Annotated in this window: 10 protein-coding genes; 3 read left to right on the top strand and 7 right to left on the bottom strand. The window is 40.8% G+C overall.

From position 1 onward, the window contains the following. Positions 1–302 precede the first annotated feature (302 nt). The 3 genes from gltA to ACFO6W_RS13890 all read right to left on the bottom strand — a co-directional run bounded on the left by gltA (position 303) and on the right by ACFO6W_RS13890 (position 4,576). The gene (gene gltA, locus ACFO6W_RS13900; RefSeq protein ID WP_379997427.1) at positions 303–1,775 is read right to left on the bottom strand and encodes an NADPH-dependent glutamate synthase; all 1,473 of its coding nucleotides are present in this window, start codon (positions 1,773–1,775) and stop codon (positions 303–305) included. 98 nt (positions 1,776–1,873) lie between these two features. Further along, positions 1,874–2,656, bottom strand: a complete 783-nt coding sequence (locus ACFO6W_RS13895; RefSeq protein ID WP_379997425.1) for a sulfide/dihydroorotate dehydrogenase-like FAD/NAD-binding protein — start codon at positions 2,654–2,656, stop codon at positions 1,874–1,876. Between the two features lie 261 nt (positions 2,657–2,917). After that, entirely contained in the window at positions 2,918–4,576 is a 1,659-nt protein-coding gene (locus ACFO6W_RS13890; RefSeq protein WP_379997423.1) for a tetratricopeptide repeat protein, read from the bottom strand. 272 nt (positions 4,577–4,848) lie between these two features. Here ACFO6W_RS13890 and ACFO6W_RS13885 point away from each other — a divergent pair, with 272 nt between their 5' ends. Then, the gene (locus ACFO6W_RS13885; RefSeq protein WP_379997421.1) at positions 4,849–5,292 is read left to right on the top strand and encodes a hypothetical protein; all 444 of its coding nucleotides are present in this window, start codon (positions 4,849–4,851) and stop codon (positions 5,290–5,292) included. A gap of 140 nt (positions 5,293–5,432) precedes the next feature. Here the strand turns inward: ACFO6W_RS13885 and ACFO6W_RS13880 are convergent, their stop codons facing one another. From ACFO6W_RS13880 to ACFO6W_RS13870, 3 genes are all read right to left on the bottom strand, one after another. Next, on the bottom strand, positions 5,433–6,356 hold the full coding sequence (locus tag ACFO6W_RS13880) for a YeiH family protein (RefSeq protein ID WP_379997419.1): 924 nt from the start codon (positions 6,354–6,356) through the stop codon (positions 5,433–5,435). 4 nt (positions 6,357–6,360) lie between these two features. Beyond that, complete coding sequence (gene ybeY, locus ACFO6W_RS13875; protein WP_379997417.1) at positions 6,361–6,780, bottom strand: rRNA maturation RNase YbeY; 420 nt, start codon at positions 6,778–6,780, stop codon at positions 6,361–6,363. A gap of 174 nt (positions 6,781–6,954) precedes the next feature. Then, on the bottom strand, positions 6,955–9,456 hold the full coding sequence (locus ACFO6W_RS13870) for an FtsK/SpoIIIE family DNA translocase (RefSeq protein WP_379997415.1): 2,502 nt from the start codon (positions 9,454–9,456) through the stop codon (positions 6,955–6,957). A gap of 247 nt (positions 9,457–9,703) precedes the next feature. Here ACFO6W_RS13870 and ACFO6W_RS13865 point away from each other — a divergent pair, with 247 nt between their 5' ends. Then, on the top strand, positions 9,704–12,520 hold the full coding sequence (locus ACFO6W_RS13865; RefSeq protein ID WP_379997413.1) for a TonB-dependent receptor: 2,817 nt from the start codon (positions 9,704–9,706) through the stop codon (positions 12,518–12,520). A 605-nt stretch (positions 12,521–13,125) separates the two neighbouring features. After that, positions 13,126–15,510 carry a TonB-dependent receptor gene (locus ACFO6W_RS13860; RefSeq protein WP_379997411.1) on the top strand — a complete coding sequence of 795 codons (2,385 nt, stop codon included), beginning with the start codon at positions 13,126–13,128 and terminating at the stop codon, positions 15,508–15,510. A 189-nt stretch (positions 15,511–15,699) separates the two neighbouring features. Here the strand turns inward: ACFO6W_RS13860 and ACFO6W_RS13855 are convergent, their stop codons facing one another. Next, positions 15,700–16,143, bottom strand: coding sequence for a hypothetical protein (locus tag ACFO6W_RS13855; protein ID WP_379997409.1), 444 nt, complete (start codon positions 16,141–16,143; stop codon positions 15,700–15,702). Positions 16,144–16,171 lie beyond the last annotated feature (28 nt).

Raw genomic sequence — 16,171 nt, 5'->3', positions numbered from 1 at the left:
AGTTAACAGTCATCAGTTAACAACTGGTATCTCGTATCTTATCTACTTGTAACTATTCCCAAAAAGGTTACAGCTTTTACGCATTTTAATTATTGAATCCTTAAACATCAAATTTTTAAATCCTAAATCCAACACTTCAAAGAGCTATAAGCTAACAGCTAAAGGCTAATGCTTACTATATAGATAAACTTTTTCAAAAAAAACATTTTCATGCGGTTGCCCTAATAAAGAATGTAGTATACAAATAAAAAAGAGATTATAAATTTCTTTATAACCTCTTTTATTTTGATTTTCTATTTTGCTTAATTTCTTAACGCTTTGTCCATTGCTGCCGCAGCTTTACGCCCGTCGCCCATGGCAAGGATCACAGTGGCGCCTCCACGTACAATATCTCCCCCTGCATATACTTCCGGCAGGGCGGATTGCATGGTTTCCTGATTTACAACGATTGTACCCCATTTGGTAACCTCAAGACCTTTGAATGTAGATGGAATTAACGGATTAGGAGAAACGCCCACGCTGACGATTACCTGATCTACATCGAACCATTCGGTTGCGCCTTCAATTGCGACCGGTTTACGGCGTCCGGACGCATCAGGCTCACCCAGCTCCATTTTTTGAAGCAGCATGCGTTGTACCCGTCCGTTTTCGTCCCCTTCGTATCTGAGCGGATTGTGTAAAGTATGGAATATTATTCCTTCTTCCTTGGCATGTTTCACTTCTTCGATACGTGCAGGCATCTCTTCTTCCGAACGACGATATACAATATATGCCTTTTCGGCGCCTAAGCGTTTCGCTGTACGTACGGCGTCCATTGCTGTGTTCCCGGCTCCTATGACAGCAACTTTCTTGCCCATTTGCACAGGAGTGTCACTTTCCGGATTTGAGGCATCCATAAGGTTTACACGGGTAAGGAACTCGTTGCATGACATCACGCCGATAAGGTTCTCTCCCGGAATATTCATAAAGTTAGGCAGCCCTGCGCCACTGGCAGCGAATATACCTTTGAATCCGTCATTTAAAAGGTCTTCGCGGGAAATGGTTTTACCCACGATACAATTATTGACGAATTTTACACCCATTTTGCGAAGGACGTTTATTTCTACATCTACTATCTCATTAGGTAAACGGAATTCAGGAATACCATATTTCAAAACGCCTCCAATCTCGTGCAGCGCTTCAAATACAGTGACATCGTATCCCAGTTTTGCCATATCTCCGGCAAAAGCCAACCCTGCCGGCCCTGATCCTACTGCTGCAATCTTGATGCCGTTAGCAGGAGCCAGTTCAGGTAGCGACATTTGTCCGCTTTCGCGCTCGTAATCTGCTGCAAACCGCTCTAAATAACCGATAGCCACAGGTTCCTTTTTCATCTTCTGTATATAGATGCATTTTGCTTCACATTGTTTTTCCTGAGGACATACACGTCCGCAAACGGCAGGAAGTGCACTTGTCTCTTTCAGCACCTTGGCGGCCTCAAGGAACTCGCCACACTCTATATTTTTGACAAATGAAGGTATCTGGATATTAACCGGGCAACCTTCCATACATGTAGGGTTGGCGCAATCTAGGCAGCGGGCGGCTTCAAACATTGCCTGTTCCTTTGTTAATCCCAGATTAACTTCTTCTTTCAATGAATGGCTTCTGTATTCGGCGTCCAGTTCGGGCATGTGCACACGCGGCCTTTCACCACGCTCTTTGGCCTTCATCCCTCTGCGTAGTTCGTCTCTCCAGGGTTCGCTACGTCTTGCCTGTATATTTTCTTGTTCTGTCATTTTTTTAGTTATAAGTTTTTAAGTAATGTGTAGTAAGTAACGGAGTTGAAATGAAAGAAGTCAGTCCTTCTTAGCCCTTTCCACTTTTTACTTAATACTTAATTGTATGCTTTCAGCCTCATTAACATTTCGTCGAAATCAACTTCGTGAGCATTGAATTCAGGGCCATCGACACATACAAACTTGGTCTTACCTCCTACTGTTACACGGCATGCTCCGCACATCCCCGTTCCGTCTACCATAATAGTGTTCAGGGAGGCCATTGTAGGTATATTATATTTTTGAGTGAGAAGTGATACGAATTTCATCATGATAGCTGGTCCGATGGTAACACAGAGGTCTACTTTTTCCCGATTGACTACCATCTCAATGCCATTTGTAATTAATCCCTTGTATCCGTACGATCCATCGTCTGTCATAACAATTACTTCATCAGAATACTCGGCAACCTGTTTTTCAAGAATTACCAGGTCTTTTGTCCGTGCGGCTAAAACTGAAATGACTTTATTACCGGCCTTTTTCATTGCTTCTATGATAGGTAACATAGGAGCAATACCAACGCCACCGCCGGCGCATATCACTGTGCCGTAGTTTTCAATATGGGTAGCCTGCCCCAGGGGACCCACAACGTCTGTGATATAATCACCAATGTTGAGGTCGCAAATCTTTTTGGATGATGCCCCTACGGCCTGTATCACGATTGTTATTGTACCCTTGGCCACATCGGAGGCGGCAATTGTGAGAGGAATACGCTCTCCTTTTTCGCCTACCCGCACAATTACAAAGTGTCCGGCTTTACGACTTCGTGCTATCAGAGGTGCTTCCACCTCAAATTTTACTACATTTTCAGAGAAATACTCTTTGTCTACAATTTTATTCATTCAGAATATTAGTTTAAGAGACTTATTTAGATTTTATGATTAGTTTTTTTAGATGTATAAACAATTTATCTTTTTACGTGTTATATTAAAAGTATATGGGGTAGGTTATTAAAATATCAAAATGCAGCCTTTTCATCGATAAAATATGTGATTAGGGTTTAAAACAATCCTTTTGTCAAGATATTTTGAAACCTGACACGCAAAGTTACGACAAAGTTTATTTACTGAGTCATTATCTGCTATAAAATATCATATAATTTGTTAGTTTAAGTTTTTGTGGAAAAATTCGACGATATTTCCATAGCCTTCTATTTCCAGTTTTTTACGGATAACAGACTTTTTCATCTGGATGGTATTGACGCTGAATTCTAATATGATAGCGATTTCATTATTACTGAGTCCGGCATATTCAAGGCAGCATATCCGGGTTTCAATTTCATCGAGTTGAGGGTATTTCTTGCGTATTGTGTTCGGGACACCTTTATATAACTGGTTCATTATATCAAATAACCGGCTCCAATCCAGGCCTTCCTGATTGTAAACTATTTCGTTTACTTTCTTCAATAATTTCTGGCCATGTTTCTTTTCCTCTCCTTTTAATTCAACTTTAAGCAGGGCTACCTTCTTGAAGATATCGAAATGCTGAAATAGAACTTTTCTGAATGAGCTTTCTTTCTCATCAATGTTGTCGGCCATTTCCTGCATCTGGAGTATCCTTTCCTGTGCAACTGCCAGTGCAGCTTTGTCCTTAGCTCTCTTCCGGTAAAAGATCAAACTCATTGCCAGAATAATGATAAATAACAGTAATATAACGAGGAAAGCTGTTTGCCGTTGGATCAGAAGCCTGTTGTTTTCGTTCTGCAACAACTCAAAGTCATACTTTTTCTGGACATCCAGAATGATACGGTTATTCGTATTTTTAAGCATTTTCTTCAATAGCCCTGCGTATTCTTTATAATTGGTTAAGGCTTGTTGATAGTTATTTTCTTTTTCTTCTGTTTTAGCTAATAATTGGTAGATGATTAACTTTAGGGAATAATTGTCCCGGCCTTCTAATAGTTTAAGCGATTTGTTGATATAAAACAGGGTTGAGTCTTTATTTTGCTCGTCATCGAACGAATATGCCATGTTAAGATAATTCTTTGCTATCTCTTCATTATTATTTAAATAAGGTATAGAGTGCCTGAAGTATGTTCTGGCCTGATTTTGTTCACCAATGCTGCCGAGTGCAAAACCCATATTGCGTATGATAAAAGCCTGTTCTATGGAATCGCTATGTATTTTGGCCAGGGACAAGCCTTTGTTATAATAGTGGAAACTGCTGTCTATTTCACCTTTCATGAGTAAATTGGAGCCTATTTTATCATACGCTATAATTTCATTCTTATATTTTCCCGCTTTATTGAAATGCGAGATAGCCTGCCTGTATCTGAAGATAGCCTCATCGTTCAGAAGTTGTTCCCAGTAAAGATCTCCGATGTAAAATTCTATCAACCCTTTGAGGGCACTGTTGTTGCCTTCTTTGGCATGCACTTCTGCGTTTAAGTAAGTAGTCATGGCCTTTTGCATATCTCCTCGTGCGGCTGAAACATATCCGCTGTACAGGGAAGCCATTGCTATATTTTCCTCATCGCCCTTTTCTTCGTAATACTTCTTTGTCGCAAAAATTAACGTATCGTTGGTTATATCTTCGAATGCCTTGTCTTTAGCCTGTATATGCAGCAGGATATATTTATTGTAAGCATCTTTATCCAGTTTTTTGACATCTATCTCATTGTTTAGTATTTGTAGCGCCTCACCCGGATTCTGCTCTATAAGAATTTCCACACGGCTTAGTATTTCATCTGTTTTATGTTCGTTCAGATTACAGGATGAAAACATAATGCATGATGCCAGAATGAGCCCAATATTTTTATACATAATTTGAATCATTAGGGGGATATTTTCTGAAATTGACTTCATAGTTAATGAAAAAATGGTAACTAAGCAAGTATTTAGATATAATTTTTCTAAGAAAAAATCTATATAAATTTATATATTTAATAATGTAATCTACATATTTATAATTATATACATAAAACAGGACTTGTAAAAATCTATATAGTTTGAAAAAACATTGCATTTGTTTATTTCATCCATTAGTTTTGTATCAGACAACAGAGATAAGCAACCTTCAGAAATTCCTTACAGCGATGAAAAAAATCTATTTGTTTTTTTGGGTATTGGTTGTTTCATTTATTATAAACACATATATGTATTCGTTCAATAGTAAGAATCGTTATTACATTCTAAGTGTGAATGATGATGATGTTGACTGGGAAATTGCAGTGAAGATTCTCACGGGATCAAATAGGCCAAGAGTGGCGGATGCCGGCAAGTCTGTGTCTCTGTTTAAACCTGTACAGATTTATCAGAGTAATTTTGGCTTAAAGGTTAATCTGTTCGTTTACGGAAAGCTGAATATCAAGATTGTTGATAATGCAGGAATGCCGGTTTATTTACGTCAGTTTACACCGGATAGTGACAATACTAAAGTGAAAATAAATACCTCCGGATGGAATAGCGGTAGATATACCATTACTTTATCAGATGCAGCTGGAATAAATATTGCTATCGGAGAATTCGATATACGTTAGGTTTATTAGGCAAAGATACTTTTCCCGCAAGACTTAGCTTACTTACAATTACAATTTATTATTGGGGAAGTCTTTTGCAACAGCTACTTGCAAATAGCTATGGAAAGGGTGAATCTGGACAGATTTGCCCTTTTGCATTTTTAGAAGACGAAGCGAATCCAGCAATAAGAAAGAACGGCTATTATAATCCATAGGATAATACCCAGCAAAAATGTGTTCACACCGGTTTCCTTTACCTCTTTCATGTTTATGGACGTTCCTATGAAAAACAGGGAAACCATCATTCCCTTCTTGCCAAGCCAGCTCAGATGTCCGTTTGTCTCAGCCATTCCCGGAATGTAATTACCTATAATGATAGCTATTACAAATAAAAAAATGAACCAGGGTATATTAATTTTAGATGCTTTGTTCTTGTTGAAGAATGCTATGCACAATGCCAAAGGAATAATCCACAGAGTACGGGTAAGTTTCACCGTAGTCCCTACCTGAAGGGCTTGCTCTCCGTACGCGGAGCAGGCTCCGACTACCGAACTGGTATCGTGGATAGCTATGGCTGCCCAATAACCGAAATGGGTCTGGTCCATCTGCAATAAATGTCCGATCACTGGGAAAATGAATAGTCCGACTGCATTCAATACGAATATAACAGCCAGGGAGAAACTTATTTCATTGTTTTTTGCACCTAATACGGGAGCTATCGCTGCTATGGCACTTCCTCCGCAGATAGCGGTCCCTCCCGAAATGAGCATGGATGTATTTTTCTGTACCTGGAAAAATTTCCCCAAAGCGATACCGCAAACCATTGTCACTGCGACGGAGACAACTGTAATCATAAATCCTGTTTTTCCTGTTTGCACGACATCGTGTACCGACATAGAAAAACCCATGCATACGATTGAAGCCTGTAGCAGGTATTTTGTTAATTTCCCGGTTTTCACAACTTCTTTCCCTTTATAGAAGATGGCAAGCAGGATTCCGGTAAACAAGGCCAGGGGGGCTGAAAAGAATGGAAACAGGCAACAGATGGGAACGATGTAGTATAGTTTACTGAGATATTTTTGCATGACTTTATTTCTCCAGCATTTTAAGCGCTATATTTTCACATCCGGTCATAAATTCACGTTCTCCCGGACCTTTGTCGTTGATTCCGCACAGATGTAAGATGCCGTGGATTATAATCCGGTGAATCTCTTCGTTGTAATTTGTCCCGAATTGTTCGGCATTACTCTTTACTGTATCCAGGCTTATGAATATATCGCCGGAAATAGTTCCGCCTTCGCTATAGTCGAATGTAATTATGTCAGTATAATAATCATGTTGCAGATACTGGTTGTTTATTTCCAGGATTTTCTCGTCGGAACAAAAAATAAAAGAAATGTCTCCCACCGCTTTCCCGTAGGAAGCGGCCACCGATTTTATCCAGTTGGTAGTCTCCCGCTTTTTTATCGAAGGTAGTTTTACCTCTTCCGCCTGATATAGTATAGCCATAGCTGATCTTGATTAGAGAAATGATTCTACAAAGGTAAATTATATTGGGTAATGGAAAAAATATTGCATCATTTCTTTTATTACGGGCGAATGTTTATTGGCTCCACCGATTTTCAATTGGCCCTTACTTGTGGCCGGGAAAAACATTGCGGTAATTTTTATTGGTATAATTATCTAATTAAATGCGTTCAATTTCTGTTCCAGGCTGTATTCATCGGCGATCAGTACATCACGGGCCTTACTTCCTTGCGTTGGACCGACGATACCTGCTGCTTCAAGCTGGTCCATGAGGCGTCCGGCACGGTTGTATCCGATAGAGAATTTACGTTGAATAAGTGAGGTTGAACCCTGCTGGTGTACAACTATCAGGCGCGCGGCCTCGTCGAACAACGGGTCGCGGTCGTTAAGATCGATATTGCCGATCTTATCTTCTCCGCCTTCACCCACATATTCAGGCAGCTCGAACGCATGCGAATATCCCTGCTGGTTCCCGATATACTGGGCTATTCCCTCTACCTCCGGGGTGTCTACAAAGGCGCATTGGATACGGACCAGATCACTACCCTGTGAGAAGAGTAAGTCTCCCCGTCCTATCAGCTGGTTTGCGCCGGACATATCCAGAATCGTACGTGAGTCTATCTGCGATGTTACACGGAATGCCATACGGGCAGGGAAGTTTGCCTTTATCGTACCTGTGATGATGTTTGTAGTCGGGCGTTGTGTGGCAATGACCATATGCATACCTACTGCACGTGCTTTCTGTGCTATACGGGCGATAGGCATTTCTATTTCTTTTCCGGCGGTCATAATCAGGTCGCCAAACTCGTCTATGATGATGACGAGATACGGCAGGAAGCGATGCCCTTTCAACGGGTTCAGACGGCGCTTACGGAATTTTTCGTTATACTCTTTTATGTTACGCACTCCGGCATTCATCAGCAATTCGTAACGGTCGTCCATCTCCTTTGTAAGAGAATTGAGTGTCTGGGTTACTTTGCTTACATCCGTGATGATCGCCTTTTCTGCATCCGGCAGTTTTGCCAGATAATGCTTTTCTATTGTTGAATAGATATTGAATTCCACCATCTTAGGGTCTACCAGCACCATTTTCATTTCGGCCGGATGTTTCTTGTAAAGCAATGATGTGATGATGGCATTCAGTCCTACCGATTTTCCTTGTCCTGTAGCTCCTGCAACCAGTAAGTGCGGCATTTTGCAAAGGTCGAACATGAATATTTCGTTTGTGATCGTCTTGCCCAAAGCAACAGGCAGGTCGTAAGCGCATTCCTGAAATCTGCGCGAGGCTATCACCGATTGCATGGATACGATTTGCGGATCTTTGTTCGGTACTTCTATTCCGATTGTCCCCTTGCCCGGCATAGGAGCTATGATGCGAATACCCAGGGCTGATAGGCTCAGTGCGATATCGTCTTCCAGATTACGGATTTTGGAAATCCGCACTCCTGCTTTCGGTACTATCTCATATAATGTGATTGTAGGTCCTACGGTTGCTTTGATAGAAGTAATTTCTATGCCGTAATTTTGCAGGGTAGTTATAATCTTGCTCTTATTGGCATTCTGTTCTTCCATATCCACACCTTTGCCTGTGGTGTCATATACTTTCAGCAGTTCGGTAGATGGAAAGTGGAAGCTGGACAGGTCTTTGGTAGGATCGTAATCTTCCATCTCCTCACCTTCCGGCAGTATGTCCGTTTCTCCGTCAGGAACGGGTGAAACCGGTACGGTCTGTTTCGGCGGCGCATCTGTATTTCTTACGGGTTGGATAAATTCTTCATCTTTCGGCACAACAATTTCGAAATCCTGATCCACTTTTAATGTCGTCGGAGTTTTTCTTGTCTTTGTATTTCCTGCCGGAGATATTCCCATATCCTCTTCAGGAGTATCTTTATTGTCCTCTTCTTCGATATCTTTGTCCGCCTTCTTCCGTTTAAAGAAGCTGAACCAGCTTTTCTTTTCTTTCGCAGGTACTTCTTCCTCTATTTCTTCTTCATAGAAATTTTCAAGCTCGGGATCTGTGTCCTGAGCCGAATTGTTTTTTAATGGGTTTCTAAACAATCCTCGGAAGAACTCCATGGACGCTTTTTTTGTGATAATAAGAAATATGATCAGGAGCAAGACGATAATCATCAGCACTCCGGGTATTCCCAGCGCGGCCTCTAAAGTTTGTTCTATATACTGTCCATGAGCGCCTCCCCATATAATATGGCTGTCGGCAAAGATACGGGACAAGGTAAAGGCACTTGTTATAGAGCCCCAGATCATAGCGAAGGCCAGGAGCAGGAATGTGCGGATCGCAGATATGTTTATTACCCGCATCATTTTTAGTCCCATCAGTATAAAGTAGACCGGGATAAGCAATGAAAATATGCCAAACCACTGGTTTATGAATTTCTCGGCGATAAAAGCCCCGGCGACGCCTGTCCAGTTGGCTATCTGCTGCTTATGGGATATAAGATCGATGAAGTACCTGTTTACTACTTTGCTTTGGTCGGCTGCTCCGGTGATGAAAAACGATATCTGACCGAGTATTATATACGCTCCGATAAATGCCAGGCATACACCTAGCAGGAATCTGGTACGTTCTTTTTTTATAAACTCTAAAAATTGAGCACCTTTACCGGAGTTTTTCTTTTTTTGGACTGTTTTTTTAGCCATATGGTGAAGTGAGTCGAGAACTCTTTATCTCTTTAATTTTTTGTAATAATATAAAACACAAATATAACGCTTTTTTAGAAAGGAATGGTGCAGGCTTTTTTTATCTTTTGTAAAAGAATTTAAAAGGAATAATACAAAAAATATAATATTCCCCGTTTTTTTATTAAAAAAGCAAATTGAAATTAAACCTTTTCTAATTAATCAAGTCTGACATGTCAGGTAAATAAAAATTAGACTTAAGGAAACAATGAAAAGGAATATTCCCCTGCTTCTCTTTTTGTGCATATTTTTTCAATTGAGTGCGCAATCCCAGACAGTAAATATAACAGGAACCGTATTTGACGACGGTACGAAAGAAGAAATTGAATTGGCGAGTATCCGCGTGCTGAACGCAAAGGACAGTGCTTATGTGACAGGTGCCGCTACAAATGCAAAAGGTAAATTCAGTGTAGCCGTAAAACCGGGAAACTATCTGGTACATGTTTCGTTCTTAGGGTATCTTGAGCAATATTTCCCGGTGAATACAAGGACAAAAACTGCAATAGGTAATGTATATCTGAAAGAGGACGGCATTTTGCTGAGTGAAGCCACAGTAGAAGCCAAAGCACCTGAAATAATTATAAAAGGGGATACGACAGAATATAATGCAGCGGCTTATAAAGTACAGGAAAGCGCGGTGTTGGGAGACCTGATAAAGAAGATACCCGGAGCGGAGATAGACTCGGAAGGTAAAATAACCGTGAACGGAAAAGATATATCTAAAATTCTTGTAGATGGAAAAGAGTTTTTCAGTGAAGACCCTAAGACCGCATCCGAGAATTTACCGGCTAAGATGGTAGAGAAGTTGCAGGTACTGGACCAAAAATCGGATATGGCTCAGATTACAGGTTTTGATGACGGAGAAGAACAAACTGTGATAAATCTGGTAGTAAAACAAGGGATGAAAGAAGGAATCATGGGTACTGTATCGGGAGGATACGGGAACAAAGACCGCTACGAAGCAAACGGATTTGTCAATATAGCCAGGGGGGACAACCGTCTTTCGGCATTGGGCAATTTCAATAATAATAACAATGCCGGCGGTGGCGGCGGCGGACGTGGCTGGGGAAACAACAGAGGACTCACTGAGACTACAATGGGTGGGGTGAATGTTGCTATGGAGCCTTCCAAAAAATTTAAGTATGACGGGGATGTTCAGTACCGGGGGACAGATAATACTGTGGAAACAACCAGTAATACATCGTATAAGCGCAGTGATGTGCTTGAAGACAAGACCTCGGCACAGAACAGTATAAATAAAAATATGAACGGACGATTCAAGTTTGAATGGACACCCGACAGTCTTACTAATATTATATTCCGTCCCAATATTTCTTATTCCAAATCAAATCAGTTTTCGATGGGTTATTCGGAGCGTACGAGCGTTTCCAGACCCAATGATAACTTTTTGACCGATTCCGAATCTTCTTCGGATGGACATACGCTCCGGCTGGATGGGAATCTGTTAATAAACCGGAAGCTGAATAGCAAGGGGCGTTCTGTTACCGTAGAACTATCCGGTGGATTATCGGATGGAGATACCGATGGTATAACATATTCGAAAACCAATTACTTCAATAGAGATTCGACAAGTATTCAGGATCAGGTCTATAATCAGAAAAATAATAATTATAACTGGCGTGCCCGTCTTTCTTATCTGGAGCCAATAGGCCGGAATAATTTCCTTGAACTGGCTTATGACATAAGGAATACCCATTCCGAAACGGACAAGAAGACATACGAAAAGGATGCTTCCGGGAAATATACAGTTATTGCGGAAGATTATACACGTAATACAAAAAATGACTTCCTGAATCAGAATATATCATTAAATTTTCAGGCCCGCAGGCAAAAGTATAATTATACTGTAGGTATGGAATTGAATCCATCCCGTTCCCAGACTTCGGTCGTAGAGCCCGGAGAGAAGGAAAATAAAGACAGAGCCCGGAATTTTGTGAATTTTGCTCCAAGACTGGAATTTAATTACCTGTGGGATAAGCGCCATAATTTGCGAATTCGATATAGCGGTCAAACAAATCAGGCCTCTACCGACCAATTGTTCGATGGGGTTCTTTCCCAGAGTGCAACCGATACTACACGGGGTAATCCGAATTTGAAACCGAGCTTTGAACACAGGCTGAATATACGTTATCAGAAATATATACAGGAAAAGACATCTACCATAATGGGTTTTGCCGACGTGAGATACACAACAAATGCTATTGCGAGTATTTCCCGTTTCGGAGAAGGGAATAGCCGGAACACTACCTATGAGAATATCGATGGGAATATGACCGGACGGCTCATGTTTATGTATAACACTCCGTTGAGAAACAAACGCTTCTCAATCAATTCCCGTACATCCGGAAATTATAACCGCGATAATACATTTATTTCCGCACATGACGGCAGCGACCCACAAAAGAACACAGCTAATACCTATAATATAGGTGAAAATCTCGGATTGAAATTTAATTCCGATAAGTTCCAGTTCAATATACGTGGGAATATATCTTACGAGAAGACCCTGAACTCGTTGTCTTCTTCCGGTCAGGACGAGTCCCTTAAAAATACGGAAATTTATAATTATGGCGGAGGGGGTGACTTTTCGTGGTATCTGCCCTACAATTTTGTCCTCGAAAGTGATCTGACCTATTTTTCTAATTCGGGGTATGCCGGCGGTTATCAGGAAAATTCCTGGTTGTGGAACGCTTCGCTGGCTAAAGAATTTAATATAAAGATAAAGAGAGAGTCCGGAGCTATCAATCTCCCTGCGACCCTGCGATTCAAGATATATGATATATTGCAAGACCAGAGTAATATATCACGCAATGATAATTCCAATACTTTAACTTATAGCACATATAATACCATCAGCAGTTATTTCATGGTGGGTCTTACTATTCGCTTCCAGTCATTCAAGGGCGGAGCGAAGAGTAGTGATATGGACGGGTCCGATAGCGGACGCAGGCGTTACGGCCCTCCGGGTGGTGGAGGCAGAGGTCCGGGCGGCCCGATGTTTTAAAGGTATAGTTGAATCCGTAACAAATGTTGCGGATTTTTTAGTTATAATGTTTTTCTATCTCGTATATATAATACCTATATCTAGGTATTGATGCTTTTTTATATACCTAGTAATAGTGATTGCCGGAGAAATGCGATTTTTTTAGCTTTGCACTTCAACTAAAAAGCTATTTATCATTACACCGCAATTTAATGCGTAACAGTTATTCGCTAACAATCAGTAAGTTTTGCCTCCTGATTGTGACGGTCTTATATCTGGGATCTATAAACTTCTTTTATCACATTCATAAGATTGATGATATTATGATCCTCCATTCACATCCCTATAAAAAAGGATGTGATGGAAAACCCGCGCATACTCATATAAAAACAGAATTACAATTAATACAGCACTTATCTGCTTTTGAGGTAATAGATCTGTCTGTAGCTGTTATTGACCTGACTATTCCGTCAGTCAATACTGTTGTTCTTCTGACAAGTTCAAATGCTGTATTGCATTTTCAGTATCAAAGAGGCAGTTTTCTGCTGCGTCCTCCTCCTTTTTTCTAACCTGATATCCGGAACCGGACTTTACTTTTACAGATACTGATTAACTAAAAACAGAAGATGAAAAAATATATAGTAGTATTATTGATACTTATGCTGCCTGCAGGAGTGATGCAGGCTAATCTGGTGCGTACCGACGCCAATATTTTCGGACATGTGATTGAAAGTAAGACAGGCAAACATGTCTCGTATATTAATATTGTCCTTAAAAATACGACAATAGGTGTAGCTACGGATGCCAGCGGACATTATGCGCTTAAGAACCTGCCCGAAGGAAAGTTTACTGTTGTAGCCGAAGGTATAGGATTCAAACCTCAGGAAAAAGAAGTGGAACTGATGCGTGGAAAGTCGTTAGAGGTGAACTTCGAAATAGAAGAGGATGCACTCAATCTTAACGAAGTGGTTGTAACAGCGGGACGTACTTCACAAAAGCGAGCAGAAGCTCCCGTGATAGTAAATACGATCAGTACCAAGATGCTGGAAACGACCCAGTCGGTTGTGTTAGGTGAGGGTTTGAATTACTGTACCGGCTTACGTTATGAGAATGACTGCCAGAATTGTGGTTTTTCCCAAATCCGTATGAATGGGATGGAGGGTCCGTATTCGCAGATACTGATAAACAGCCGCCCTATGTTCAGTGGCCTTGCAGGTGTTTACGGATTGGAATTAATTCCCGCAAATATGCTGGAACGGATAGAAGTTGTTCGTGGCGGTGGTTCTGTGCTTTATGGATCGAATGCTATTGCCGGAACAATTAACCTGATACTGAAAGATCCGAAAACGAATTCATTCGAAGCCGGATTTAATACTTCATTGATAGGGACGGGACTAAGCGGTTCTAATGGGCCAGCGGCCGATTATAATGCCACAATGAATGCAACACTCGTTACAGAAGATCATAAAACCGGTATTTCTGTATTCGGTAATATGCGTGACCGCAAGATGTTCGATGCCAATGGTGATAGCTTTTCCGAAATAGCGCCAATGAAGAATACCGTTATCGGCACCCGTATATTTCACCGTCCTGCGTACAGAAGTAAGATAAGCCTCGATTTTTTCAATATTCGCGAACAGCGTAAAGGCGGTAATAAACAGGATTATCCTGATCATGAACGGGATATCTCGGAATCAGTAAAACATGATATGGTGACAGGGGCATTGACCTATGAACAATATCTGCGGGAGAGCGACCTGCTTACCGTATTTGCTTCGGGACAATATCTTGACCGTGATTCATACTACGGAGCCAGGCAATCGTTAAGCGATTACGGAAACACAAAGGATAAAACGTTTAATATCGGTACTCAGTATAAGGCCTCGGTAAATGATGTTTCAACTCTTATAGGAGGTGTGGAATATACCGGGTCACATCTGACAGATAAGAAGTTAGGGTATCCTGAATACAAGGTCAATGATGATGGGGAAATAGAAACAACGCATGTCCCTAACCGTATCGTATCCGACCAGTCGCTTTCTACTACCGGTGCTTTTGCCCAATATGAGATTAAAGTAGGCAAAGCCAGGTTTCTTGCCGGCGCACGTATAGAGCATTATTCTATCAACGATAAACAGACAGATAGCGACAAATCGGGAACTGTGCTTGTACCCCGCGCAAGTATAATGTATGATCTTACGGAGTATCTGCAAACACGTCTTGGTTTTTCGAGAGGTTACCGTGCTCCGCAAATATTTGATGAGGATCTTCATATCGAAACATCGGGTTCGCGCCAGGTGGTAAATAAAAATGACCCTGGTCTTAAGCAGGAGAACAGTTCAAGTTTTACCCTGTCATTCGATTTCAACAAAAAACTTGGAGGTATCAACACGAATATACTTGTAGAAGGTTTTCTCAACAAACTGCATAATCCCTTCCGGAATGAAATCGGTGCGCCGGATGAGAATGGAACAGTGATTTATACCCGTATCAATTCTAAGGACGGAGCATCTGTTCAGGGTTTGAATTTGGAACTGAAACTGATGCCATCAGATAAGTTGAGCGCGAGCGCAGGATTTACTATTCAGTCTAGTAAATATAAAACGGCTGAAGAAACCTTCGGGGAAAAGAACTTTTTCAGAACGCCTGATACCTATGGCTTTTTTACCGTGGACTGGGAGTTTGCCCGTAATTTCGGCCTGTCTGCAACAGGTAATTACACCGGCCGGATGTTAGTTCCGTATTTTGGAGTTGATTTATCTGAGGGCGAGGTTCGGGATGCCGGAGAATTGCGCAGATCAAAAACATTTTTTGATGCGGGCTTGAAGTTTCATTATGATATGAGGATAACGGGAGGTGTCACTGTTGAGTGGTTTGCCGGTATGAAAAATATATTCAATTCTTATCAGAAAGATTTTGATAAGGGTATCGACCGTGACCCTTCATATATTTACGGACCGAGTTTGCCTCGTACTGTATTTCTCGGATTTAAGATCGGCAATTTGCTATAATCAATTATTTAACTCTTCTAAAAAGACTAAGGTTGCTCAACAGGCAACCTTAGTCTTTTTAGAAGAACATATTTTTGGGTAAGGGGATTTGTTTTTGATTTTTGTTATTCGAAGTTAATACTGCGTAATTATATTATATATAGGTTGTTATCCCTCTCTTATCGATATTCAATATATTCTGCTTAGTATTTATTTCTGAGAAACTAAGTCGAAGGCGGCTTTGTTTTCTACCTGAACTCTTTTCGTCGTCAGAAATTCGTCTTTATCATTATATATATGCACAGTAACGTCTGATTTTTCGGACCATCTGGCATTATCTTTATCCCATCTTGTACATGTTATATAAGTCACTTTGTTTGCATCTCCGTATTGATAAGTGTATGTCACTAAATTCTCCCATCCTTTTTCATCATTCCATATACTTACTGTCTTTTCCACGATATTGCCCTTCCTGTCATAGTGGTAATATCCTTTGCTTTCGGGTTTGGATGTTTCTTTATTAATGGAAACATATTCTTTCTTTACTCCAAACTCACCGCTTTCTACATTGCTGTATGTGATAATATTTCTGGCGCCAAGGTTCATTGTTGAAACCAATACTGCGAATACTGAAGTTAGGATTGCTGTTTTCATAATTGTATGTTTTTAGTTATTCGTTTAT

It is taken from the genome of Dysgonomonas termitidis (assembly GCF_042654545.1).
In the GTDB taxonomy this organism is placed as follows: Bacteria; Bacteroidota; Bacteroidia; order Bacteroidales; family Dysgonomonadaceae; genus Dysgonomonas; species Dysgonomonas termitidis.
This window is presented reverse-complemented; position numbering and strand designations above follow the sequence as displayed.

Excerpts from the sequence above, each read along its gene's own strand:
- ACFO6W_RS13865 (WP_379997413.1), top strand. The coding sequence starts at position 9,704 with ATGAAAAGGAATATTCCCCTGCTTCTCTTTTTGTGCATATTTTTTCAA.
- ACFO6W_RS13895 (WP_379997425.1), bottom strand. The coding sequence starts at position 2,656 with ATGAATAAAATTGTAGACAAAGAGTATTTCTCTGAAAATGTAGTAAAA.
- gltA (WP_379997427.1), bottom strand. The coding sequence starts at position 1,775 with ATGACAGAACAAGAAAATATACAGGCAAGACGTAGCGAACCCTGGAGA.
- ACFO6W_RS13870 (WP_379997415.1), bottom strand. The coding sequence starts at position 9,456 with ATGGCTAAAAAAACAGTCCAAAAAAAGAAAAACTCCGGTAAAGGTGCT.
- ACFO6W_RS13885 (WP_379997421.1), top strand. The coding sequence starts at position 4,849 with ATGAAAAAAATCTATTTGTTTTTTTGGGTATTGGTTGTTTCATTTATT.
- ybeY (WP_379997417.1), bottom strand. The coding sequence starts at position 6,780 with ATGGCTATACTATATCAGGCGGAAGAGGTAAAACTACCTTCGATAAAA.
- ACFO6W_RS13890 (WP_379997423.1), bottom strand. The coding sequence starts at position 4,576 with ATGTATAAAAATATTGGGCTCATTCTGGCATCATGCATTATGTTTTCA.
- ACFO6W_RS13855 (WP_379997409.1), bottom strand. The coding sequence starts at position 16,143 with ATGAAAACAGCAATCCTAACTTCAGTATTCGCAGTATTGGTTTCAACA.
- ACFO6W_RS13880 (WP_379997419.1), bottom strand. The coding sequence starts at position 6,356 with ATGCAAAAATATCTCAGTAAACTATACTACATCGTTCCCATCTGTTGC.
- ACFO6W_RS13860 (WP_379997411.1), top strand. The coding sequence starts at position 13,126 with ATGAAAAAATATATAGTAGTATTATTGATACTTATGCTGCCTGCAGGA.